18 protein-coding genes are annotated in these 20,591 nt (G+C 63.3%); 8 read left to right on the top strand and 10 right to left on the bottom strand.

The window, feature by feature from the left end; translation table 11 throughout:
- Positions 1-2: 2 nt before the first annotated feature.
- The 6 genes from FY036_RS15760 to FY036_RS15735 form a co-directional block, all read right to left on the bottom strand.
- Positions 3-1,298: a TRAP transporter large permease gene (locus tag FY036_RS15760; RefSeq protein ID WP_148915709.1), complete on the bottom strand. Its 1,296-nt coding sequence runs from the start codon at positions 1,296-1,298 to the stop codon at positions 3-5.
- Positions 1,298-1,816: a TRAP transporter small permease gene (locus FY036_RS15755; protein ID WP_148915708.1), complete on the bottom strand. Its 519-nt coding sequence runs from the start codon at positions 1,814-1,816 to the stop codon at positions 1,298-1,300. The genes FY036_RS15760 and FY036_RS15755 overlap by 1 nt, the downstream gene beginning before the upstream one ends.
- Before the next feature lie 73 nt (positions 1,817-1,889).
- The gene (gene dctP, locus FY036_RS15750; protein ID WP_148915707.1) at positions 1,890-2,876 is read right to left on the bottom strand and encodes a TRAP transporter substrate-binding protein DctP; all 987 of its coding nucleotides are present in this window, start codon (positions 2,874-2,876) and stop codon (positions 1,890-1,892) included.
- Positions 2,877-2,897: 21 nt separating this feature from the next.
- A complete protein-coding gene (dctP, locus tag FY036_RS15745; protein WP_148915706.1) occupies positions 2,898-3,887 on the bottom strand; it encodes a TRAP transporter substrate-binding protein DctP in 990 nt (329 codons plus the stop codon).
- Positions 3,888-4,787: an SMP-30/gluconolactonase/LRE family protein gene (locus tag FY036_RS15740; protein ID WP_148915705.1), complete on the bottom strand. Its 900-nt coding sequence runs from the start codon at positions 4,785-4,787 to the stop codon at positions 3,888-3,890.
- Positions 4,784-5,695 carry a shikimate dehydrogenase gene (locus tag FY036_RS15735; RefSeq protein ID WP_148915704.1) on the bottom strand — a complete coding sequence of 304 codons (912 nt, stop codon included), beginning with the start codon at positions 5,693-5,695 and terminating at the stop codon, positions 4,784-4,786. Before FY036_RS15735 ends, FY036_RS15740 begins: the two co-directional genes overlap by 4 nt.
- Before the next feature lie 134 nt (positions 5,696-5,829).
- Here FY036_RS15735 and FY036_RS15730 point away from each other — a divergent pair, with 134 nt between their 5' ends.
- Together FY036_RS15730 and FY036_RS15725 are read left to right on the top strand one after the other, a co-directional pair.
- Positions 5,830-6,492: a TetR/AcrR family transcriptional regulator gene (locus FY036_RS15730; RefSeq protein ID WP_148915703.1), complete on the top strand. Its 663-nt coding sequence runs from the start codon at positions 5,830-5,832 to the stop codon at positions 6,490-6,492.
- Between the two features lie 296 nt (positions 6,493-6,788).
- The gene (locus tag FY036_RS15725) at positions 6,789-7,016 is read left to right on the top strand and encodes a helix-turn-helix domain-containing protein (RefSeq protein ID WP_148915702.1); all 228 of its coding nucleotides are present in this window, start codon (positions 6,789-6,791) and stop codon (positions 7,014-7,016) included.
- Between the two features lie 60 nt (positions 7,017-7,076).
- Here the strand turns inward: FY036_RS15725 and FY036_RS15720 are convergent, their stop codons facing one another.
- Positions 7,077-7,280, bottom strand: a complete 204-nt coding sequence (locus tag FY036_RS15720) for a hypothetical protein (protein WP_148915701.1) — start codon at positions 7,278-7,280, stop codon at positions 7,077-7,079.
- A 220-nt stretch (positions 7,281-7,500) separates the two neighbouring features.
- On the opposite strand from FY036_RS15720, the gene FY036_RS15715 reads away from it, so the two are divergent.
- From FY036_RS15715 to radC, 4 genes are all read left to right on the top strand, one after another.
- Positions 7,501-8,949: an aldehyde dehydrogenase family protein gene (locus FY036_RS15715; protein ID WP_148915700.1), complete on the top strand. Its 1,449-nt coding sequence runs from the start codon at positions 7,501-7,503 to the stop codon at positions 8,947-8,949.
- A 119-nt stretch (positions 8,950-9,068) separates the two neighbouring features.
- Complete coding sequence (locus FY036_RS15710) at positions 9,069-10,124, top strand: 2-keto-4-pentenoate hydratase (RefSeq protein ID WP_235897688.1); 1,056 nt, start codon at positions 9,069-9,071, stop codon at positions 10,122-10,124.
- A 53-nt stretch (positions 10,125-10,177) separates the two neighbouring features.
- Complete coding sequence (gene map / locus FY036_RS15705) at positions 10,178-11,005, top strand: type I methionyl aminopeptidase (protein WP_148915947.1); 828 nt, start codon at positions 10,178-10,180, stop codon at positions 11,003-11,005.
- 46 nt (positions 11,006-11,051) lie between these two features.
- Positions 11,052-11,801, top strand: coding sequence for a RadC family protein (gene radC / locus FY036_RS15700; RefSeq protein WP_148915699.1), 750 nt, complete (start codon positions 11,052-11,054; stop codon positions 11,799-11,801).
- A 49-nt stretch (positions 11,802-11,850) separates the two neighbouring features.
- On the opposite strand, the gene FY036_RS15695 is transcribed toward radC, so the two are convergent.
- Both FY036_RS15695 and FY036_RS15690 read right to left on the bottom strand, forming a co-directional pair.
- On the bottom strand, positions 11,851-13,869 hold the full coding sequence (locus tag FY036_RS15695; RefSeq protein WP_148915698.1) for an acyltransferase family protein: 2,019 nt from the start codon (positions 13,867-13,869) through the stop codon (positions 11,851-11,853).
- A 177-nt stretch (positions 13,870-14,046) separates the two neighbouring features.
- The gene (locus FY036_RS15690; RefSeq protein ID WP_148915697.1) at positions 14,047-15,159 is read right to left on the bottom strand and encodes an anhydro-N-acetylmuramic acid kinase; all 1,113 of its coding nucleotides are present in this window, start codon (positions 15,157-15,159) and stop codon (positions 14,047-14,049) included.
- A 104-nt stretch (positions 15,160-15,263) separates the two neighbouring features.
- On the opposite strand from FY036_RS15690, the gene tyrS reads away from it, so the two are divergent.
- Positions 15,264-16,517 carry a tyrosine--tRNA ligase gene (tyrS, locus tag FY036_RS15685; protein ID WP_148915696.1) on the top strand — a complete coding sequence of 418 codons (1,254 nt, stop codon included), beginning with the start codon at positions 15,264-15,266 and terminating at the stop codon, positions 16,515-16,517.
- Between the two features lie 9 nt (positions 16,518-16,526).
- Here the strand turns inward: tyrS and FY036_RS15680 are convergent, their stop codons facing one another.
- Positions 16,527-19,877, bottom strand: coding sequence for a YhdP family protein (locus FY036_RS15680; RefSeq protein ID WP_148915695.1), 3,351 nt, complete (start codon positions 19,875-19,877; stop codon positions 16,527-16,529).
- A 91-nt stretch (positions 19,878-19,968) separates the two neighbouring features.
- Between FY036_RS15680 and FY036_RS15675 the strand changes: the two genes are divergently transcribed.
- The gene (locus FY036_RS15675; protein ID WP_148915694.1) at positions 19,969-20,442 is read left to right on the top strand and encodes a peroxiredoxin; all 474 of its coding nucleotides are present in this window, start codon (positions 19,969-19,971) and stop codon (positions 20,440-20,442) included.
- The last annotated feature ends 149 nt before the right edge of the window (positions 20,443-20,591 follow it).

Below are 20,591 nucleotides of genomic sequence, written 5' to 3'. Positions count from 1 at the left end.
CCTCAGCCCCCATAGCCGAACATGCGCGGCACGAAAAGCACCACGTCGGGCAGAAGTGCGACGACGGCCAGCACGGCGAACATGACGAACAGGAACGGCATCACGTCGCGAACGATGGCGCGCAAGGGAACCTCTGCAATGCGGGTCATGATGAAGAGCAGAAGGCCGTAGGGCGGCGTTATCAGCCCCAGCATGATGTTGAGCACCGCCATCACACCGAAATGCACCATGTCAATGCCAAGCGCCTTGGCCGTGGGAATGAGCACCGGCACGATGACCAGCAGGATCGTGGTTCCCTCCAGCACGCAGCCCAGCAGCAACAGCAGTATGTTGACGATGATGATGAACTGAAGCGGCGTCAGCTCCCACGACAGCAGCAGCGCCGACAGCGTGTTGGGGATGTTCTCGACCGTGACGACGTAGTTGAAGACCATCGCGCCGGCGAGCAGCAGGCCGATCGAGGCGGTCGTGCGGCCGCTGTTGAGCAGAGCGGTGTAGAACTGCGAGAGCGTCACGCTCCTGTAGATGAAGACCGAAATGAACAGCGCGTAGCCGGCCGCGACGCCGGCGGCCTCCGTGGGCGTCATCACGCCGCCTCGGATACCGACCAGAAGCACGACCGGGAGCATCAGCGCGGGGAGCGCGCGCAGCGTGAGGCCGGGCAGCTGGCGCAGCGGCACGGGTTCCTCGACCGGGAAGTTCTTGCGCCGCGCATCCACCGCCACGACCGTCATCAGCCCCACGGCAAGAAGCACGCCGGGCAGGATGCCGGCGATGAACAGGAAGCCGATGGAGGCGTCCGACACCAGCGCATAGATGACGAGGGGAATGGATGGCGGGATGATGGGCGCGATGACGGCGGTGGCCGCCGTGAGGGCTGCGGCGTAGCTGGCCGGATACTTGTTGTCGGCCGTCATCAGCTTCTGCATCATGCGGCCGGTGCCGGCGGCATCGGCGATCGCCGAACCCGACATGCCCGCGAAGATGAGCGACTGAAGCACGTTGACCTGGGCAAGACCGCCCCGGAAGCGCCCGACGACGGCATTGCAGAAATGCAGGAGCCGCTGCGTCATGGTGCCGGCGTTCATGATCTCGGCAGCGAGGATGAACATCGGCACGGCCAGCAGGAGGTAGCCCGAATAGAGGCCGTTGAGGATCTGTTCGGCCGCCGTGCCCATGTCGAGACCGGCCAGCCACAGATAGAGGATCGAAGAAGCGATCATCGCGTGGCTGATCGGCAGGCCGAGAATGGCGAGCGCACAGATGGCGATGAGCGAGATGGTGAAGGGATCAAACATTACACACCCGAGCTCGCCTTGGTGGGATCGAAGTCTTCGGGCGCCGGCCCCTTGACCGCATGCCATGCGAGCCAGACGTAGCGCGCGACGATGGCGATGACAAAGACGACGTAGATCGAGAACAGCCAGTCGAAACGGATCTTCAGATAGGCCGTCTTCTGCACCTTCATGAAGGTGACGTAGTCGTATACGGCGGGAAACGAGTAGCTGTACAAGCCTATGAGAGCCACGGCCGCCAGGAAGACCATGACCCGCCGCACGCGCGGCGTGACCGCGCCGTAGACGAGGTCGAACCTGATCTCCTCCTCCTCGCGCACCACGAACGCTGCCCCGAAGAGGACGACCCAGATCCACATCACGACCGTCAGCTCGTTGCTCCAGCCGGTGGGCCAGTTGAGCAGGTAGCGGAAGACCACCTGAAGCAGGAAGGCGACGAACATGACGCCGATCATGATGACGATGAGATTTTCGCCGCGCCGATAAAGCCACTCGGCAAGTGGACGTAGACGTTCAAGCATCAGCTTGTTTCCCGGACCGTCCTGTAAGGAACAGGGCCGCGGCAGCTGCGCCGCGGCCCCGGAGAAGACGTCGTCAGAGCGCGTTGATCTTGTCAACCATGCCCTCGGGCCAGCTCTGGGCCAGATCCGAGGCGAGATACTTTTCCTGCACGTGGCTGCGGAAGGCATCGAGGTCCGGCTCGTAGATCTTCAGGCCGGCGCCCTTGAACTGCTCGACCAGAGCGGCCTCGCGGGCAAGGTGCTCGTCGGTCGAATAGGCGATCGCAGCATCGGCGGCAGCCTGGAACGCCGCCTGCTTCTCCTCGCCCATCTCGTCCCATACGGTCTTGGACACCGTCAGCAGGTCGAAGCCGACGAGATGCGAGGTCAGAACGATCTGGTTCATCACCTCGTAGAACTTCATGTTCTCGACGTTCGGCAGAGGGTTATCCTGACCGTCGATGGCGCCGGTCTGGAGGCCGGTGTAGACCTCGGCGTAAGCCATCGGCGTCGGGTTGGCGCCAAGCGCCTCGCCGAGGAACTGCCACGCATCGCCGCCCGGCATGCGCAGCTTGATGCCTGCCATGTCGGCCGGCGTCCTGATTTCCTTGTCGCCCTTCAGGCCGACCTGGCGAACACCGAAATAGGTCGGGCCAAGAACCTTCACACCGAGCTGGTCTTCGGTCATCGCCTTCATTTCCGCGCCGGCGTCGCTGGCGAAGAAGGCCGTCAGGTGAGCGGCGTCGCGGAACAGATAGCCGGAGGTCAGGATCGACCAGGCAGGGATCTGGTTGGAAATGTCCTGCGGGGCGATGTTGCCCATCTCCAGATTGCCACGCTGGAGTGCGACGAGCTCGGTGCCCTGCTTGAACAGGTTGCCGCCGTAGTAGCCCTCGAAGGTGAAGTCGTCGGCGACGGCTGCCGCGAACTGCTTCATCATCTCGGCGCGGATGTCCTGCTCCGAAAACACCGCCGAGAAGCGGAGCTTCGGCTTGTCCTGCGCAAAGGCCGGGAATGCGGCGAGCGTACCGGCCGCGGCGGTACCGATGAGAAACTGGCGGCGTGTTGCATTCACGTTCATGGTCTTCCTCCCTGTTGGAACTTACAGTGCGTTGATCTTGTCGAGCATCCCCTCCGGCCAGTTGGCCGACAGTGGGGATTGCAGGTACTTCTCGTTCGAATAGGCCCGGAACGCCTCGACATCCGGCTCGTAGACCTCCAGGCCCTCCGCCTTGAAGAACTCGATCAGCTCGGCTTCCTGCTTGAGATACTCTTCATTGCTCCACGCGAACGCCTTGTCGGCGGCCGCCTGCATGGCCTGCTGCTGCTCAGGCGTCAGCTTGTCGAAGAGATCGCCGTTCACCATCAGAAGCCCGAAGCCGACATTGTGTCCCGTCAGCACGATCTGGTCGGTCACCTCGTGGAACTTCATCAGCTGGTTATTGGGCAGCGGATTGTCCTGGGCGTCAATGGCGCCGGTCTGAAGGCCGGTATAGACCTCGGCATAGTCCATCGCGACGGGGTTTGCCCCTATCGATTCACCCAGAAACTGCCAGGACTCGCCGCCGGGCATACGCAGCTTGACGCCGGCAAGGTCCTCCGGCTTCTCGATCTTCTTGTCGCCCTTGAGATTGACGTGGCGGGTTCCGTAGTAGGCAGGCGCCAGCACCACGACGCCCATCTGTTCGCGCGCCATCTGCTTGAACTCGTCGCCCACCGGGCTGTCGAAGATGGCTTTCAGATGCGCCGCGTCACGCACCAGATAGGCGGCGGTCAGGATCGAGAATGCCGGAACCTGATTGGCGAAATCCGATGGAGGCATGAGCGCCATCTCGAGGTTGCCGCGCTGGACCGCGACAATCTCCGTGCCCTGCTTGTAGAGCGTGGAGCCGAAATAGGGCTCGAAGACGAAGTCGTCGCCCAGCTCCTTTGCGAAGATATCGACCAGCGCCACGGAGCGCGGCGCATCGGCCGTGGTGGAATCGGCAAAGCGCAGCTTGATCGGTTCCGCCATCGCCGCACCAGCGGCCATCGTCAGCGCGAGCGCAGCCGCGCCCGCCATCATGAAGCGTCGTGTGAGTGTCAGTGCCATTCAGTTCCTCCCAAGGCCAAATCGATTTTCAGGCAGTCCCTGCCCCAGCCCTTCGATGGCAAGCAGCGAACCGGCGAGCGGCTCGGCCGCGCGCTGGGCAGGCGACAGGAATTTCGTTGCGCTCGTGACGTAGAGCGTGCGCAGATCCGCACCGCCGAAGCACAGGCAGGTGGGGTTCGTGACCGGCAGCGGTAGGACACGGTCGACCGTGCCGTCGGGCCTGTGACGGACGAGGCGGCCGCCGGCAAAGAAGGCCATCCAGATACAGCCGTCGACGTCCACGCAGGAACCGTCGGGACGGTCGCCGCTCGAGGTGTGATCGGCAAAGACGCGCCGGTTGGTCACCACCCCGTCATCAAGATCGAGATCGTAGGCGTAGCAGATGTGGCGGCGCGTATCGGTGAAATAGAGGGTGCGGCCATCGGGCGAGAAGGCAATGCCGTTGGCCACGATCACGTCGCCATCGATCTTCAAAACCGCGCCGTCCGGGTCGATCCGGTAGAGGCTGCCGTTCGGCCGGTGGAGCTGGTTGTCCATCGTGCCGACCCAGAAGCGGCCGCGCGCATCGACGCGCCCGTCGTTGAGGCGATTGTCCAGCCCCTGCTCGACCGAGACCACATCCCTGCGCGCGCCGCTGCCTATATCGAGGCGGTAAAGGGCCAGATCCTCCGCCAGCAGCCGATCACCCTGCCCGGTCAATGCCTGCGTGCCGGCAAAAGTGCCGGGCAGCGGCATGGCATCATGCGCGCCGGTCGACGGATCGAAGCTCTGGAGCTTCGGCTGCTCGATGTCGATCCACCACAGTCTTTGCGTGCGTTCGCACCAAAGCGGCGTCTCGCCCAGCTGGTCGGCACCCTGCACGACCGCGTCAATCGAAGCCGAGGCAGAGTGCACGTTCATGCCGCCGCCTCGAAATGCCTGGCCATCTCGGCCATGTCGGCCGCCCGCCCGGTGAAGTGCTCGAAGGCGCGCACCGCCTGCCCGATGGCCATGCCGATGCCGGGAAGCGTCTGGCACCCGATCTCGCTGGCATGGCGCAAAAGCTCGGTTTCGCGTGGGAAATAGATGACGTCGGCAACCCATTGCTCGGGACGCAGCCATTCCACCGGAAACGGCGTTCCCGGCAGCTTGGCCATGCCGATGGGCGTGGTGTTGACGATACCGTCGGCCAACTTGACGGCCTGCTGCTTGTCCTCCGCGACGAGTACCCGCGCGCCGCCTGCCCCGCTCAGCCTCTGCGCCAGTTCGCTGGCGCGCGCGCCGTCCGGATCGACGATGGTGATTTCGCCAGCACCGAGACCGATGAAGGCCGCACACACCGCCGAGCCCGCGCCGCCAGCGCCGAAGACGGCGATGCGCCCGAGCGGTACACCGGGCATCCGGGTGCGGAAGCTTTCCGCGAAGCCCCAGTAGTCGGTGTTGTGGCCGGTCTTGCGGGGGCCGAACACGATGGTGTTGACCGCGCCGATCGCATCGGCTTCGGGCGAGACATCATCGAGCAGCGCCATCACCGACTGCTTGAACGGGTAAGTGACGTTGAGACCATGGAAGCCGAGGTCGGCAGCGGCCTGCAACACGGCCGGCAGGTCCGAATCCGCCAGCCCGGCGGCATCGAAGTCGATCAGCACGTAAGCGCAGGAAAGGCCGAGACGCGAGGCCTCGCGCTCATGCATCACCGGGGTGCGCGACAACTGAATGCCACGGCCCACAAGACCGACCAGCACGTCCGCGCGGCCGCCGATCTCCCCAAACCGACGCGTGAGCAAGGGCTCGATCGCCGATGCGACCTCGCCAACCCTATCCGGCATCCTACCTCCCGAAACGCCGCTATGGCGACGCTTGTGTTTGTCGGGCCGACCCCGATAAATGGAGCCAGCCGTGAATGGCATAATGTACGAACTGGTTAGTTTGTCAACGCTGCATTGCGGCGAGTGAGGATTCGATGTCGCAAGTCAAACCGGCCCGCAAGGATCGAGAGCCATCCAAACGCCCGCAGGATCCGGACGGGACGCGTCAGGACATTCTGGAGACGGCATCGAGGGAGTTTGCGCTGAACGGGCTTTCGGGTGCGCGAATCGATGAGATCGCTGCGCGAACAAAATCGTCCAAGCGGATGATCTATTACTATTTCGGGGACAAGGAAGGGCTCTATCTGCGGGCGCTGGAAAACGCCTACAGGACAGTGCGCGAAGGCGAGGACGATCTCGACACCGACGGCCTGCCACCCGTGGAAGCCCTGCGGCGACTCGTCGAGTTCACGTTCGACCATCACCACGAGCACGAAGATTTTATTCGCATGGTGATGATCGAGAACATCCACCACGGCGAATATCTCGAGCGGTCGGACGTCATCAGCGGGCTGAACGTAACCGCGATCGACCACATTGCCTCGATCTACCGGCGCGGCGTCGAGGAAGGCGTGTTTCGCCCCGGCCTGGACCCCCTGGAACTTCACTGGCAGGTGAGCGCGCTGTGTTTCTTCAACGTTTCGAACCGCGCGACCTTCTCCAAGATTTTCGGCCGAGACATCGGCACGACAGATCACCAGCGGCGGCTGCGGGACAATGCGGTCGAAATGATTCTCAAGTTCGTTTCGGCTGGTTGAGAGCCGGCTGCGACAATCTGCACACCCTTTGCGCAGGCCGAACACTTGCAAAAAGGAAAGGCAGAATATATGTCAGTGTTGTTGACGCTCTTCCTCCTCCCTGAGCGTCCACTGAATGAGCCCGCCGGACCTCCTCCCCCGGCGGGCTTTTCTTTTGGATCGACGGCGCCCGCGATGCCGTTTAGCTGGACCGCTCAAACTTGATTTTGCGAGTGGAGATTCCTACTTTGCGTAGGCTTCTCTGACATACTTCATACCGAAGACCACCGCCCGTGAGGGCAGGAAGGGACAATCTCATGATCGAACTGGTTGACGCCGTGACAACGGCGCTTGGCAGCGGGACGAATATCGTCACCGCTCTGCGCGATGCTACCGGGTATTCCGTAGAACAGATGTCGGTCGCGTCCGGCCTTTCAAGCGCCGAGATCGTCGATCTCGAGGCCGGCACGGACAACGACACTTCCAAACTGACAAGGCTGGCATCCGCACTGGGATTGCCCGCCGGCACGATACCGGAAAGCTGACCATGGCTGCCGTGGAGGCGGCACGCGTGGTATCGACGCGTTCCGCTTGCCCGGCAGGCTTCAAGCGCTGGCCGCCTCCGACCGCTTGCGCTGCGGGAACTCGATCACGTTGCCGCTACCGCCGGCGCTGAATTCCGACGCGAGGAACGCGTCTATCAGGATTTCCAGTGCCTGCCGCGACTTGACGCTCAGTTCGTCGTCGCCCGGCAGCAGACGGTGGGCTTCTTCCAGATGATAGCGCGCTGCCGAAAAACTGGGTTTCACAGTGGCCTCCTTTTCGCCCCTTGTGCGCGGTGTGCCCCCGCGCTGGTTTCAGGACCGAAAAGAGTTTTGGCGGCATTTTAACGATCCGGCCGGTCTGCACGAATATGGTTTACGCGGGGCCGGTCGGGCCGCTGCCACAATCGGCGTCGCCTGCGTGGTATTGGAGAGGCCAAGGCTGCGGTAGTAAGCCTCAACCGAGATGAGATCGAGGAGACAGACCATGCTGCGCAGGACGGATTTCTACATCGACGGCAAGTGGACGGCACCCGCCACGCCTCGGGAACTCGAAGTCATCAATCCGGCCGACGAACAGCCTTACGCAGTGATTTCGCTGGGGTCGGAAGCGGATGTCGATAAGGCCGTCGCGGCCGCGCGCCGGGCCTTTCCCGCGTGGTCGGCGACCAGCCTCGAGGAACGCATCGCGCTCGTCGAGCGCCTCCTCGACGTCTACAAGGCCCGCGCCAACGACATGGCCAAGGCCATCAGCGAGGAGATGGGCGCGCCCATGAAGCTCGCGATCGAGGAGCAGTCGGCGGCCGGAAGCTACCACATCAAGAACTTCATAGGGGCGCTGAAGGCCTTCCAGTTCGAGCACGCGCTGGATGAGCGCAACCCGCAGGAGCGCATCCTGCACGAGCCCATCGGCGTATGCGGCCTCATCACGCCGTGGAACTGGCCGATGAACCAGGTGACGCTGAAGGTCGTGCCTGCGGTGGGCGTCGGCTGCACCGTCGTGCTGAAGCCCTCCGAAATCGCGCCGATGTCCTCCATCGTCTTTGCCGAGATGATGGACGAGGCGGGCTTCCCCGCCGGCGTGTTCAACATGGTCAATGGAGACGGCCCGGGCGTCGGCGAGGCGATGTCTCGCCACCCGGACATCGACATGATGTCGTTTACCGGCTCCACGCGTGCGGGCGTCGCGGTGACAAAGGCTTCCGCCGACACGGTCAAGCGGGTGACGCTGGAACTGGGCGGCAAGTCGCCCAACCTCGTCTTTGCGGACGCAGACGTGGAGGATGCGGTGGTGCGCGGGCTCGACCACTGCTTCGAGAATACCGGCCAGTCGTGCAACGCCCCCACCCGCATGCTGATCGAGCGTCCTGTCTACGACCGTGCGGTCGAGATCGCCGAACGGCACACAAAGACGGTGAAGGTCGGCAATCCGGCCGAGGACGGCGGGCATATCGGCCCGCTCGTTTCGGAAACCCAGTTCAACAAGGTTCAGGGGCTTATCGAGATCGCCATCAAGGAAGGCGCGCGGCTAGTGGCGGGTGGTCCCGGACGGCCGGAGGGCTTCAACCGCGGCTACTACGTTCGCCCGACCGTGTTTGCCGACGTCAACAACGACATGACGATCGCGCGCGAGGAGGTGTTCGGGCCCGTTCTGGCGATGATACCCTTCGAGACCGAGGAAGAGGCGATCGCCATCGCCAACGACACACCCTACGGCCTTTCCAGCTATGTGCAGACCGGCGATGCCGAGCGTGCGCGGCGGGTTTCGCGGCAGTTGCGGGCCGGCATGGTTCAGGTCAACGGCGCAAGCCGGGCGCCGGGGAGCCCTTTCGGCGGGTACAAGCAGTCGGGCCTCGGGCGCGAAGGCGGCAAGTACGGGCTGGAGGACTTTCTGGAGGTCAAGGCCGTGTCCGGCTGGCCGAACGGCGGCGCGTAAGGCGCGCCATTCGGATAAGTGTTCTGGAAGGGCGGCGGCCAGCGCCGCCCTTTCGCGTATCTGCGACTGGACATTTCCGCGCCCGCATGGACTATCGGCAGCCGAGGGGTAACAAGGCAATGACCGATATCGCAGACGCAGTTCTGGCCGCGCTGGATGCGCGCCGGCAGATTTCACCCATCAGCGACAACAACAAGGATTTCGGCCTCGACGAGGCCTATGACGTGGCCGACCGCGTCATCGGCGTGCGGATCGCGCGCGGCGAGCAGCCGGCGGGCTGGAAGATCGGCTTCACCAACCGCACGATCTGGGACGAATATGGCGTCCACGCGCCGATCTGGGGCCCGATGTATCGCGAGGGCATCCACGCGCGCGCGCCGGACGCCGAAACGCTCGAGCTGGACGCAGGCGGCTTCATCGAACCGCGCATCGAGCCGGAGATCATTTTTCGCATCGCGCGCCCTCCCCACGCCGGGATGGACGACGCGGAATTTCTGTCCTGCATCGACGCCGTTTCCCATGGCTTCGAGATCGTGCAGTCGATCTATCCCGGCTGGAAGTTTTCCGCCGCCGACACCGTAGCTGCGTTCGCGCTGCACGGCGCGCTCGTCCATGGGCCGATGGTCGCCATAGACCATGACCGGTCGGCGGAATGGATCGCGCGGCTGTCGTCGTTCGAGCTGACACTGTTCAGGAACGGCGAGGAGGTCGATCGCGGCAAGGCCGAAAGCGTGCTGGGCGGCCCGCTCAGTGCACTCCGTCACTTCGTCGAAGGGCTTGAAGCGCGGCCGCTGGGCCGGCGCGTCGATGTGGGCGACCTCGTCACCACCGGCACGGTGACGCGAGCCTTTCCCGTGTCGAACGGCGAGACGTGGTCGACAGAACTTCACGGCCTGCCGCTGCCCGGCACGCGGCTGCGCTTCGGTGACGGGATCGAGCAGACGCTGCTGCGGCTGACCGAACAGGCGGCGCAGGCGCGATTTCGCATGGAGAACCCAGAGGCGTGCGAAAGCCCCGAAGAGCATCAGCAGGCGATGATGGCCAGCGTGGCCGCCGAGACCGCCATCTCCCGGCTGCTTTTGCGCGATCGCGAGAGGCTCGATGCCGCTCTGCAAACGGTCGCGGATCGTGCGGATGCTCTTTCCGCAACATGGAAGTCGTCATCGAACCCTTGAAGCGCGCGGCCATCGGTGCGACATGAGGGCCTTGAATTCACGGACGGACGATGATGGTCACCTATCTCGAAGCTGATGCCGCACCGCTGCGCAATACCGGCCAGATCAGGCTCTACGGGCCCGAGGCCTTCGAGGGCATGCGCAAGGCGTGCAACCTGACGGCGCGCTGCCTGGACGAACTCGCCGGCATGGTTGCGCCGGGCGTGACCACCGAAGCCATCGACCGCTTCGTCTTCGAGTTCGGCATGGACCATGGCGCCATGCCCGCCACGCTGAACTATCGCGGCTATACCAAGTCGTCCTGCACGTCGATCAACCATGTGGTCTGTCACGGCATTCCGGACGCCAAGCCGCTGCGCGAAGGCGACATCGTCAACATCGACGTCACCTACATACTCGACGGCTGGCACGGCGATTCGAGCCGAATGTACCCCGTCGGGCAGGTCAAGCGGGCGGCTGAGCGCCTGCTGGAGGTCACTCACGAATGTTTGATGCGCGGCATCGCGGCGGTGAAGCCGGGCGCCCGCACCGGCGCAATCGGCGCGGCGATCCAGGCTTACGCGGAGAGCGAGCGCTGCTCGGTCGTGCGTGACTTCTGCGGCCATGGCGTCGGGCGGCTGTTCCACGACGCGCCCAATATCCTGCATTACGGCAGCCCCAACGAGGGCGTGGAAATGCGGCCCGGCATGATCTTCACCATCGAACCGATGATCAATCTCGGACGGCTGCACGTGAAGGTGCTCTCCGACGGCTGGACGGCGGTTACGCGCGACCGTTCTCTCTCGGCGCAGTACGAGCACAGCATCGGCGTGACGGAAGACGGCTGCGAGATTTTCACGCTTTCCCCGGCCGGTCTCGACAAGCCCGGGCTTGCCGCCTGACGCAGTTCGCCTATCCTCTCATGCGGGTCATGCGTATGGGGGGCTTATGAGCGACGATGGCGACGAACGCGGTTTCTTTTCCGAACGCCCGCTGGCGCCAGATCCTGTAGCAAAAAAGACCGAAAAGCCCCACTATCTCGGCCATCGCGACCGGCTTCGCACGCGCTTCCGCGAGGCCGGGCCGGCTGCACTCTCCGACTACGAATTGCTGGAGTTGCTGCTGTTCCGCTCCATCCCGCGTGCGGACACCAAGGGGCTGGCAAAGGCGCTCATCAATCGATTCGGCTCTTTCGCAGAAGTCCTTGGGGCGCCTGAACATTTGCTGCGCGAGGTGAAGGGCATCGGTGATTCTGTCGCGGTCGACCTCAAGGCCGTAGCCGCCGCCGGCGCGCGCATGGCCAGAGGCGCGATCGCCCAGCGTGCCGTGCTCGGCTCGTGGGCGCAGGTGATCGAATATTGCCGCGCCGCCATGGCGTTTGAGCCGCGCGAGCAGTTTCGCATCCTGTTTCTCGACAAGAAGAACGTGCTGATTGCCGACGAGGTCCAGCAATCGGGCACGGTAGATCACACGCCGGTCTACCCTCGCGAGGTGATGCGCCGCGCGCTGGAACTCTCCGCGACCGCCATCATCCTCGTTCACAACCATCCGTCAGGCGATCCGACCCCCTCGCGAGCCGACATCGAGATGACGAAGACCATCATCGAGACGGGCAGGCCGCTGGGCGTGATCGTTCACGACCACATCATCGTCGGCAAGAACGGCCACGCAAGCCTCAAGGGCATGCAAAAAATATGAGGGGTTTCAAATATACGCGTTACGAGCGTGCTGGGGGATGGCTATGCGTTCAATTAAGCGAACGATTTAAGATGGGACCAAGATATCCATCGACAACTGCAATGGACGCATCGTTGGTCAAATGATTTCCGTCCCTGTATAATATGGCCTTGTCATTAAAAAACCGACAGTAATTTTTATCTGCTGAGCAGAAAAAATCTTTTGAATCTACATAGATTATGTCTTTCTGATCGGCCAACTCTGCAAGAAAATTATTGGCTGGATTTACTCTAGCCAATGCCTGCTCTCGCGTGAAGTCACGACAACTCGACTCATCTTCACCCTCCTGCGTAATTCCCAGTTTTGCAAAGCATCGGTGGGGCGCCACGCCCAGTGGCGGAACCTGACCAACCAATACAACCTTGTGCCCAATCTCGCGCAGGTAGCTTATCGTTTCAGAAATGCTTCTCTTGAAGTTGTGTGTGGTATTCTCCGGCGTGAAGGTCTCGTCCCCTGGCTCCACCAGATAAACAAGCGGGGCGCTGGCCTGGTCTGGCGGGCGGCTAGCGTCGTAGTAGGCGTCCCACCGGGCGGACAAGACGACCGTGGTGGGCTCGATCTCGGACAGCCATCGATAGTATTGCCGGATCATTTTTGCTTTCGAGGACTGATGTTCCGGCCCTCTGTAAGACTCGACGTTCACACCCGGAAATGTCCCGCCTGATCCATCGATCCTGATGGCTAACCCATGCTTACGCGCGAATTCCGCCAAGCCCGGAATCAGGTGCCCAGTATGCGAATCGCCAAAGACGACCACATCATATGCCCCTTTATCGGCACCTAGCTCACAACTGTAGCCGGGAAGCCTGACGCGATCACTCTTGGGACATAGCGCCTGGATGGTCTCCGCAAAATCCAGTCCCTCCAGCGAGGTTCCGGAAGTCTGCGGTTGAGCAGCCCGAATGCTGCCTACCCAAGTGTTGGCTGAGATTGCGACCAAGATGAGCGCAACAGCCGACGCCCCGAACATGAAAGGAATGTGTTCAACTTTTCCGTCGCGTTTGACGCGAAATGGCGCCTCGACGAGGCGAAGCATTGCATATCCGACAATCAGGGAGGACGCTATGATTGCCGTCTGTTCCCAGCCCGTGAAGTCACTCCCCTTCCAAACGCCGTAGAGCGTTATGATGGGCCAATGCGCGAGATAGATGGAATAGGAAGCGAGGCCGATCGTGACCGCAACCGTGTTGCCCAGACTGACGCGCGATAGAGTGGAATTGCACGCGAGGATAACCAAGGCAGCGCCGGCCGTGGGTATGAGGGCGGTCAAACCGGGAAAAGGTGTGTCGTGCGTGTATATAAAGATTGGCAATAGAATGAGCGCCGAACCCACGACAAAGACGAGCTCACCGGCAACGCCCTTCAACCTGCTTTGAGCTTCATCTAGATAAAGCGCACACAGGCCACCTAAACCAAACTCAAAAAGACGGAAGGGCGTCAGATAGAAAGCCCCGCTCATATCGGTCTTGAGCATCCACTCCGCCGCGAGCAGGCTGACAAGCGACATCAGCACTATCACAAGGGCTGCAGCAGCCTTTCCAGCAACTCGGATCAGATAAAACAAGGCCACGACGATCAGCGGCCACACCAAATAGAACTGCTCTTCTACCGACAGCGACCACGTATGCAAAAACGGCTTCAGTTCTGCGCCGGTGTCAAAGTAGTCAGCTTCCAGCCAGAAGAAGATGTTGGAGACGGACAGAATGGCATACATCGCCGCTTGCGCCGTCCCCTGCAGCAGATCAGCCGGCATTATGAGTCGAGCCACGAGAATTGTGACCGCTACGGTGAACAGCATCGCGGGAAACAGACGCCGCACGCGGCGGATGTAGAAATGACTGAACGATAAAGATCCGCGATCAAGCTCCGAAAGGAGCGACCGGGTGATAACGAAACCCGAGATCGTGAAAAAGACGTCGACGCCGACGAACCCGCCTGAAAAGCCCGCAACACCGGCGTGAAAGAGCAGCACCGACAAAACGGCCACCGCTCTGAGGCCATCCACCTCGCGCAAATATGCTGCAGACATCAACGCTCCTATCGAGGAGCGCTCTTTATCAACAGCGATACTGGTTGGAAAGTGCGCAAAAGAACCACGACTGTGCGATTGTGCTCGGCGAAGCAAATTGCTGTGGAATTGTACAAAAGCTTCACTGAATTCTTGGGCGCCGCCGCTCGTTTGAGATGAGTCGGCACCCAGATGAAGTCAGGCAGGCATCGTGAGCACGCCGCCGGTTACGGGCTCACGGCAGCCGGTGGTGGTCGGAAACGTCAGCGGCAAGCCTTTGACGGAGCGCACGGCGAGGTACGCCCAGGCTTCCGCTTCCATCGCGTCGCCGTCGAGGCCGGCATCTTCCGCAAGGATGACCTGCGCACCCTTTGCGCCTGCGCGCAGGTCGCCGACGATGTGGGGATTGCGGCGGCCCCCGCCGCAGATGATCCACAGGCGGGGCTGCTCCGGCATTTGCGTGGCGGCGGCGAGGATGGCCTGGGCCGATACCGCTGCAAGCGTGCGCGCTCCGTCTGCAAGCTCGAGCCCGGATATCCGATCCAGCGTGAAATCGTTGCGGTCCAGGGACTTTGGCGCGGCGCGGCCGAAGAACGGGCTTTCCAGGTAGCTTGCGACCACCGATGCCACCACCCCGCCTTCGCTCGCGATCATGCCGTCGGCGTCGAACGGCACGCCGCCCTCGCGCGATACCCATTGGTCGATGAGGGTGTTGCCCGGGCCGCTGTCGAAAGCGACGGGGTCTCCGGCCGCAGGTACGAAGGTGACATTGGATATGCCGCCGATGTTGACGAAACAGACCGGAAACTCGCCCAGTGCCTCCGGCAGCGATTTGGCCAGCGCGGCGTGATAGGCAGGCACCAGCGGTGCGCCCTGCCCGCCATGCGCCATATCGTTGGCACGCATGTCGTGCACCACCGGTAAGCCCGTTTCCTTCGCCAGCAACGCGCCGTCGCCCAATTGAACGGTCACACCGCGCTCGGGCCGATGAAGGACAGTCTGCCCGTGGAAGCCCAAAAGCTCGGCGCGAAGCTGCGGATGGTCTGCCAGAAACTTTTTCACCGCCTCGGCGTGGCGGAGCGTGATCTCGCGTTCCAGTTCCTCGAGGTCGCCGGGGCGTTCCTCCCGCTTGTCTATCGTCCTGGCATCATCGAGCGCGGCTTCGATGCGCCGACGAAAGGAAGCCTCGTAGGCGGTGAAGCTGCCCGGCCCGCGCTGCACTTCGGCTTCGCCGTCGGTGGTTACGACCGCAAGGTCGATCCCGTCCATGGACGTGCCGCTCATGAGGCCGATGGCGCATTTAAGGGACATTGCTGGCTGCCGTTGTTTGATTCTCGCCCCGCAGATGCTAAAGGCCCGCGGGTCCGCGCGCCATGACGGCCGCACGGGCGATAACGTCCACGGAAAGCAAGATCATGTCCGCCTTCAAGTCCGATTTCCTGCGCACGCTCTCCGAGCGCGGCTTCATCCATCAGATCTCGGATGAGACCGGCCTCGACGACCTTTTCGCAAGGGAGATCGTGACCGCCTATATCGGCTTCGATCCGACGGCGCCCAGCCTGCACGCCGGGGGCCTGATCCAGATCATGATGCTGCACTGGCTGCAGAAGACCGGCCACCGCCCCATCGCCCTGATGGGCGGCGGCACCGGCATGGTCGGCGACCCTTCGTTCAAGGACGAGGCGCGCCAGTTGATGACGCTGGACACGATCGCTTCCAACATCGCGTCGATCAAGAAGGTGTTCGGCAGCTACCTCACCTTCGGCGAGGGGGCGCAGGATGCGCTGATGGTCGACAATGGCGACTGGCTGCGCGGCATCAACTACCTCGAGTTCCTGCGCGATGTCGGCCGGCACTTCTCGGTCAACCGCATGCTTTCCTTCGACAGCGTGAAGCTTCGGCTCGACCGCCAGCAGTCGCTGTCGTTCCTCGAGTTCAACTACATGATCCTGCAGGCCTACGACTTCGTCGAGCTCAACAAGCGCTACGGCACGCGCCTGCAGATGGGCGGCTCCGACCAGTGGGGCAACATCGTCAGCGGTATCGACCTCGGCCACCGCATGGGCACGCCGCAGCTCTACGCGCTGACCTCGCCGCTGCTGACCACGGCGTCGGGCGCCAAGATGGGCAAGTCGCTTTCGGGCGCCATCTGGCTCAACCCCGACATGCTGCCGGCCTACGAGTTCTGGCAGTACTGGCGCAACACGGAAGACGCCGACGTCGAGCGCTTCCTGAAGCTCTACACGACGCTGCCGCTGGACGAGATCGCGCGGCTGGCGGCACTTGGCGGATCGGAGATCAACGAGGCCAAGAAGGTGCTGGCGACCGAGATCACCGCCATGCTGCACGGCCGCGAAGCCGCCGGACAGGCCGCCGAAACCGCGCGCAAGACCTTCGAGGAAGGCGCGCTGGCCGAAAGCCTGCCGACCGTGGAGCTTCCCGCCGCCGAGCTGGAGGCCGGCGTGGGCGTGCTGACGCTGTTCGTGAAAGCCGGTCTTGCCGGATCGAACGGCGAGGCGCGCCGGCATGTGCAGGGCGGCGCCGTGCGGATCAACGATCAGCCCGTGAACGACGAGAAGCTTGTCGTCGGCTCGGGCGACGTGACCGACGACGGCGTCATCAAGCTTTCGCTCGGCAAGAAGAAGCACATCCTCGTCAGGCCGGCCTGAGCAGCCGCGCTACCGGTATTCGAAGACCGAGCGGAAAATGCCCGGTGCTATCACCGATAGCGGATTGACCTGAAGCTGCGGCTCGCTGGAAGCGCCGGCGAGCCGGAAGGTAATGCCGATAAGCCCACGATCGCGGCCGTTGCCGAGTATCTGGCCGATCAGCGGTATCTCGCCGAAGATGCGGTTGATGCCATAGGCCGGCATGAAAGTGCCGGTCATGTCCATGTTGCCGGCCGGGTCATAGAAGGTGCCCTGGAACGTCGAGCCGATCAGCGGGCCGCGCAGCACGCCCTGCTCCAGCTTGAGCGATCCGGTGCTCTTTTCGACGACGGAGAAGCCCCTCTCGAAATGCACGCGGGAGGTGTCGATCTGGCCGCGTACGGCCTGATTAAGCGAGCGGTTGTCGTTGGCGGGAGGTGTAGACACCAGCGATGCCAGACGCGGCTCGTTGACCACCCAGAAGTTGCGCGCATCGACCTGTCCGCGCAAGGGACCGCCGCCCTGCCCGGCAAGCGACATCGAGATGGTGCCTTCCTGCATGTGCTCGTAAATGTCGAGAAAGCGCAGGACCGCGCCTGCGTCCGAAGAGCTCATCGACACGGCGCGCGCTTCACCGTCGCGCCCGTCGCGGAAGGCCACCGGCCTGCCGCTGCTGGTGATGGCCGAAAATTCCAGCCTGTCGGTACGCGCGCCGGTGCCCGAGTAGGAAAGCTTCACGTCGCGCAGCACCTCGCCGTGGAAACCGGTCATCGAGGCGGCTTCCAGATCGAGCGCGATGGGCACATCCGCGCCACCGGCCGACGTGGTGCCGCCCTCCGAATCCTTGGCGTAAAGTTTCACGATCGAGCGGGCGTCGATGCTGTTGCCGCGCACGGTGATGGCATAGCCCCGCCCCTGCGCGCGCATGTCGAACGAGAAATCGTCGCCCCGGTTCAGCCGGACGGATGGAAGGCGGATGCTCGACACCTCGCCGCCGACGAAGGAGAGCGTGCCCGCCGCACCGAAGGTCTCGCCGCTGAGGCGGAAATCGGCAAGATCGACCCTGTCGCCATCGGTCTGCATCGCAAAGGCCACGTTGCCAGGCACGCCTCTGCCCTTGCTCCAGCCTGCCCAGGGTATCGAGAGCGTCGCGTTTCCAAGGCTCGCCTCGATGGCTCGCCGCTCCCGCACGGCGTCGTCCAGCTTCACCTCGGTGGTGCCAGACAGGAGCGCCTTCAAGCCGGGCACGAGCGCGTTGCGCGCGTTGTCGTCCAGTTGCATGGCGATGCGGCGCTCGCGCTGTGCCTCGCTTGCGCCGAGTGGTTCGACCATTTCAATCGTGGCGGGCACGCCGTTCATCTGCGCCTTCGCATTGATGACCGCGCGGGAGGGATCGAGGTCGATCGAGCCGGCCGCCGCCGTAATCGTCTGCCCCTCGAACGGGGTAGCCAGCGCGAGGCCCTCGTAGTCCAGTTCCACCCGCCAGCCGAGGCTTTCGACGGGGATGGAACGCTGCAGCGGAATGTCGGCCGTGACCGTGCCGCTGACCTTGCCGGAAAGGTCGTCTGGCTTCAGGTCGATGAAGCGGCTGACATCGATCGGGTCGTAGCTGGCGAGCTGCATGATGCCGTCGGCCTCGCCTTCCACGTCGATGGTGAGCTTGCCTATGACGGGTTGGCTATGCGCGTCGCGGATGGCGAGCACGCCGTTGCGTGCGTTCACCGTGCGGCCGCCGGGCATGAACACGGTGCCGCTTTCGAGCGATATGTCCACGTCCGTGCCACGGAACACCACCGCGCCGTTGCCGTCACGCACCGGAGGAATGCGGCCCGCCACATCGAAGCGCGTGCCGCGAATGGTGAACTGGCCTGAAATATCGTCCGCGCCGAACGGCACGCCGTTGCCCATGCGGCCGGGCGGCACGGAAAGATCAAGCCGGCCGTTCTCCACCCGTCCGCCATAGATGTTGGCGACGACCCAGTTGCGCGCTCCCCGTGCAGCAAACCATGGCCAAAGCTGCTTGACCTGACCGACGGGCATGCGATCCACGTCCAGCGCCAGTTCCAGACCGGGGGTCTTGCCTGCCGCGAAACGCACGGCCGCGCTGCCGCGCACCTCGCCCTGCGCAGAGCGAACGTCCAGCTGCGGCACGGTCAGCACGCCGCCAGCGGGGTCGAAATTGCCCGCCAGCCGCGCCACAATCGGCATGGCCGGCTCGGGCGAACCCTGCGGCGAGACCGTCGAGCCGTCGCTGACGAGCTCGAAACGATATGACGGCTCGGCGGCGTTGGGGTCCGGCCCGAAAGCGCCGTTGAACCGCCAGGTCGAACGCCCGGTCGCAACGCGCAGGTTTTCGATCTCTATCTTGTCCTGCCCGTCAACGGCGCTTGCCGACAGGTCGATGTCTGCCGCCAACACGTCCGCACCGCCCACCGGGACCTGAAGCCCGCCGATGCGCGCGATCAGCGAGAACCTGTTGCCGTTTACGGTCTGCGAGCCAGAAAGCGTCGCGGAAAGCTCCCCCGTGCCATCGGCATCCTCGGCAAGAGGAGCAGCCAGCCGCATGTTCAGGGTTTCGACCCGGGCGCGCGCGGCGTCGAGCGAGGCCTCGCCCTCCAGCGTCGCAACACGGCCATCGACCGCGATCCGGGCCGACAGCGACAGCGCCTCTTCACCCTCGTAGCGGACGGTGGCGTTCTCGATGCGCACCACCCGCGCCGCTTCGCCGGGCAGGACAAGCTCGACATTGCCGAGCTCGACCCGGTCGATCTCGCGCCCGCCGAACGCGCCGATGCCGCGCTTGATGCCCTCGAAAACGGCCACCATCGCCGCGTCGGCATCGAACAGGCCGGCCTCGTCGAAGAAGGGCAGCGGCGGCGCGTCGCCGCGCTCGGGCAGCGATGCCAGTTCGATACGCGCATCGTCGAGCCGGACGCTGCCCAGCCGCACTTCGCCACGCGCCAGCGGCAGGATGCGGATGCCGAAACGCAGAGAGCCGACATCGAGCACGTCCGCCGCCGCGGCAGTCTGTATGAGCCGCGCATTGCTGACTTCCAATGCGGGCAAGCCCATGCTGTCGAAGGAGATGCGCGCGCCGCCGATATGGGCGTCGAACTCGTCGCCGAGCAAATTGGTGACGACCGCTTGGGCCTCGGTGCGCAGACGTTCGTTGCCGAGGCCGGCGAGAAGCACGACGAAAAGCAGGGCAAGCGTGACCGGGATTGCGACCAGCAGCCCGAGAACGGTTTTCACCGTGCCGCGAGAAGCCTTGCGCCACTGCGGCTCCGACGGTTGCTCGGCAGCCGATGGATAGTGATCGAGATTCGTTATGTCGCCCCTGCGAAAGCGGATTTTCTCGTGGGGAGGAACCTCGCTGTGCACGCCGGGCGAGCCTGTTTCCTGTCGTGGACGAATCTTTCGGGCTACTATATGCCCGCTCCGCAGCAGCGTAACCACAAAGAAGAGTGAGCGGATGGCACATATCGCGGCAGGCGAACAGGCACCAGACTTCGATCTTCCGGGAGACGGCGGTACGCGGGCGTCGCTATCGGCCCATCGCGGCAAGATTGTGGTGCTGTTCTTCTATCCCAAGGACGACACCGCCGCCTGCACGACGGAAGCGATCGATTTTTCTACGCTGAAACCGAAGTTCGATGCGCTGGGCGTCGTGCTTATCGGCATGTCGGCCGACAGCGCGAAGAAGCACGACCGCTTCAAGACAAAGCATGACCTCTCGGTAAGCCTCGCCTCCGATGAAGAAACATCGGTGCTTCAGAAATACGGCGTGTGGGTCGAAAAGAGCATGTATGGCCGCAAGTTCATGGGCATCGAGCGTACCACACTGCTCATCGACCGCGACGGCACGGTCGCGCGCGTCTGGAACAAGGTCAAGGTTGCCGGACATGCGCAGGAGGTGCTGGCTGCGGCCGAGGAACTCGCCGCCTAGCCCGGGAACCAAAGTCGAGAGACGGCGTTCATCTACCAGCACACCTATTCATCAGGCAGAGGGAGATGAACATGCTGCGTGGACTTTTACTCTGGATGATCGGTATTCCGATCCCTATCATCATTCTGCTGTGGCTGTTCTTCTTCTAG

The organism is Neoaquamicrobium microcysteis (assembly GCF_008180155.1).
GTDB lineage: Bacteria > Pseudomonadota > Alphaproteobacteria > Rhizobiales > Rhizobiaceae > Aerobium > Aerobium microcysteis.
The sequence above is the reverse complement of the archived record's forward strand: the minus strand, read 5'-3'. Positions and strand labels throughout refer to the sequence as shown.

Coding starts and splice junctions, on each gene's coding strand:
- FY036_RS15760 (WP_148915709.1), bottom strand. CDS start 1,298: ATGTTTGATCCCTTCACCATCTCGCTCATCGCCATCTGTGCGCTCGCC.
- FY036_RS15740 (WP_148915705.1), bottom strand. CDS start 4,787: ATGAACGTGCACTCTGCCTCGGCTTCGATTGACGCGGTCGTGCAGGGT.
- FY036_RS15755 (WP_148915708.1), bottom strand. CDS start 1,816: ATGCTTGAACGTCTACGTCCACTTGCCGAGTGGCTTTATCGGCGCGGC.
- radC (WP_148915699.1), top strand. CDS start 11,052: ATGAGCGACGATGGCGACGAACGCGGTTTCTTTTCCGAACGCCCGCTG.
- FY036_RS15715 (WP_148915700.1), top strand. CDS start 7,501: ATGCTGCGCAGGACGGATTTCTACATCGACGGCAAGTGGACGGCACCC.
- dctP (WP_148915706.1), bottom strand. CDS start 3,887: ATGGCACTGACACTCACACGACGCTTCATGATGGCGGGCGCGGCTGCG.
- FY036_RS15725 (WP_148915702.1), top strand. CDS start 6,789: ATGATCGAACTGGTTGACGCCGTGACAACGGCGCTTGGCAGCGGGACG.
- FY036_RS15730 (WP_148915703.1), top strand. CDS start 5,830: ATGTCGCAAGTCAAACCGGCCCGCAAGGATCGAGAGCCATCCAAACGC.
- FY036_RS15695 (WP_148915698.1), bottom strand. CDS start 13,869: ATGTCTGCAGCATATTTGCGCGAGGTGGATGGCCTCAGAGCGGTGGCC.
- FY036_RS15675 (WP_148915694.1), top strand. CDS start 19,969: ATGGCACATATCGCGGCAGGCGAACAGGCACCAGACTTCGATCTTCCG.
- dctP (WP_148915707.1), bottom strand. CDS start 2,876: ATGAACGTGAATGCAACACGCCGCCAGTTTCTCATCGGTACCGCCGCG.
- tyrS (WP_148915696.1), top strand. CDS start 15,264: ATGTCCGCCTTCAAGTCCGATTTCCTGCGCACGCTCTCCGAGCGCGGC.
- map (WP_148915947.1), top strand. CDS start 10,178: ATGGTCACCTATCTCGAAGCTGATGCCGCACCGCTGCGCAATACCGGC.
- FY036_RS15690 (WP_148915697.1), bottom strand. CDS start 15,159: ATGTCCCTTAAATGCGCCATCGGCCTCATGAGCGGCACGTCCATGGAC.
- FY036_RS15735 (WP_148915704.1), bottom strand. CDS start 5,695: ATGCCGGATAGGGTTGGCGAGGTCGCATCGGCGATCGAGCCCTTGCTC.
- FY036_RS15710 (WP_235897688.1), top strand. CDS start 9,069: ATGACCGATATCGCAGACGCAGTTCTGGCCGCGCTGGATGCGCGCCGG.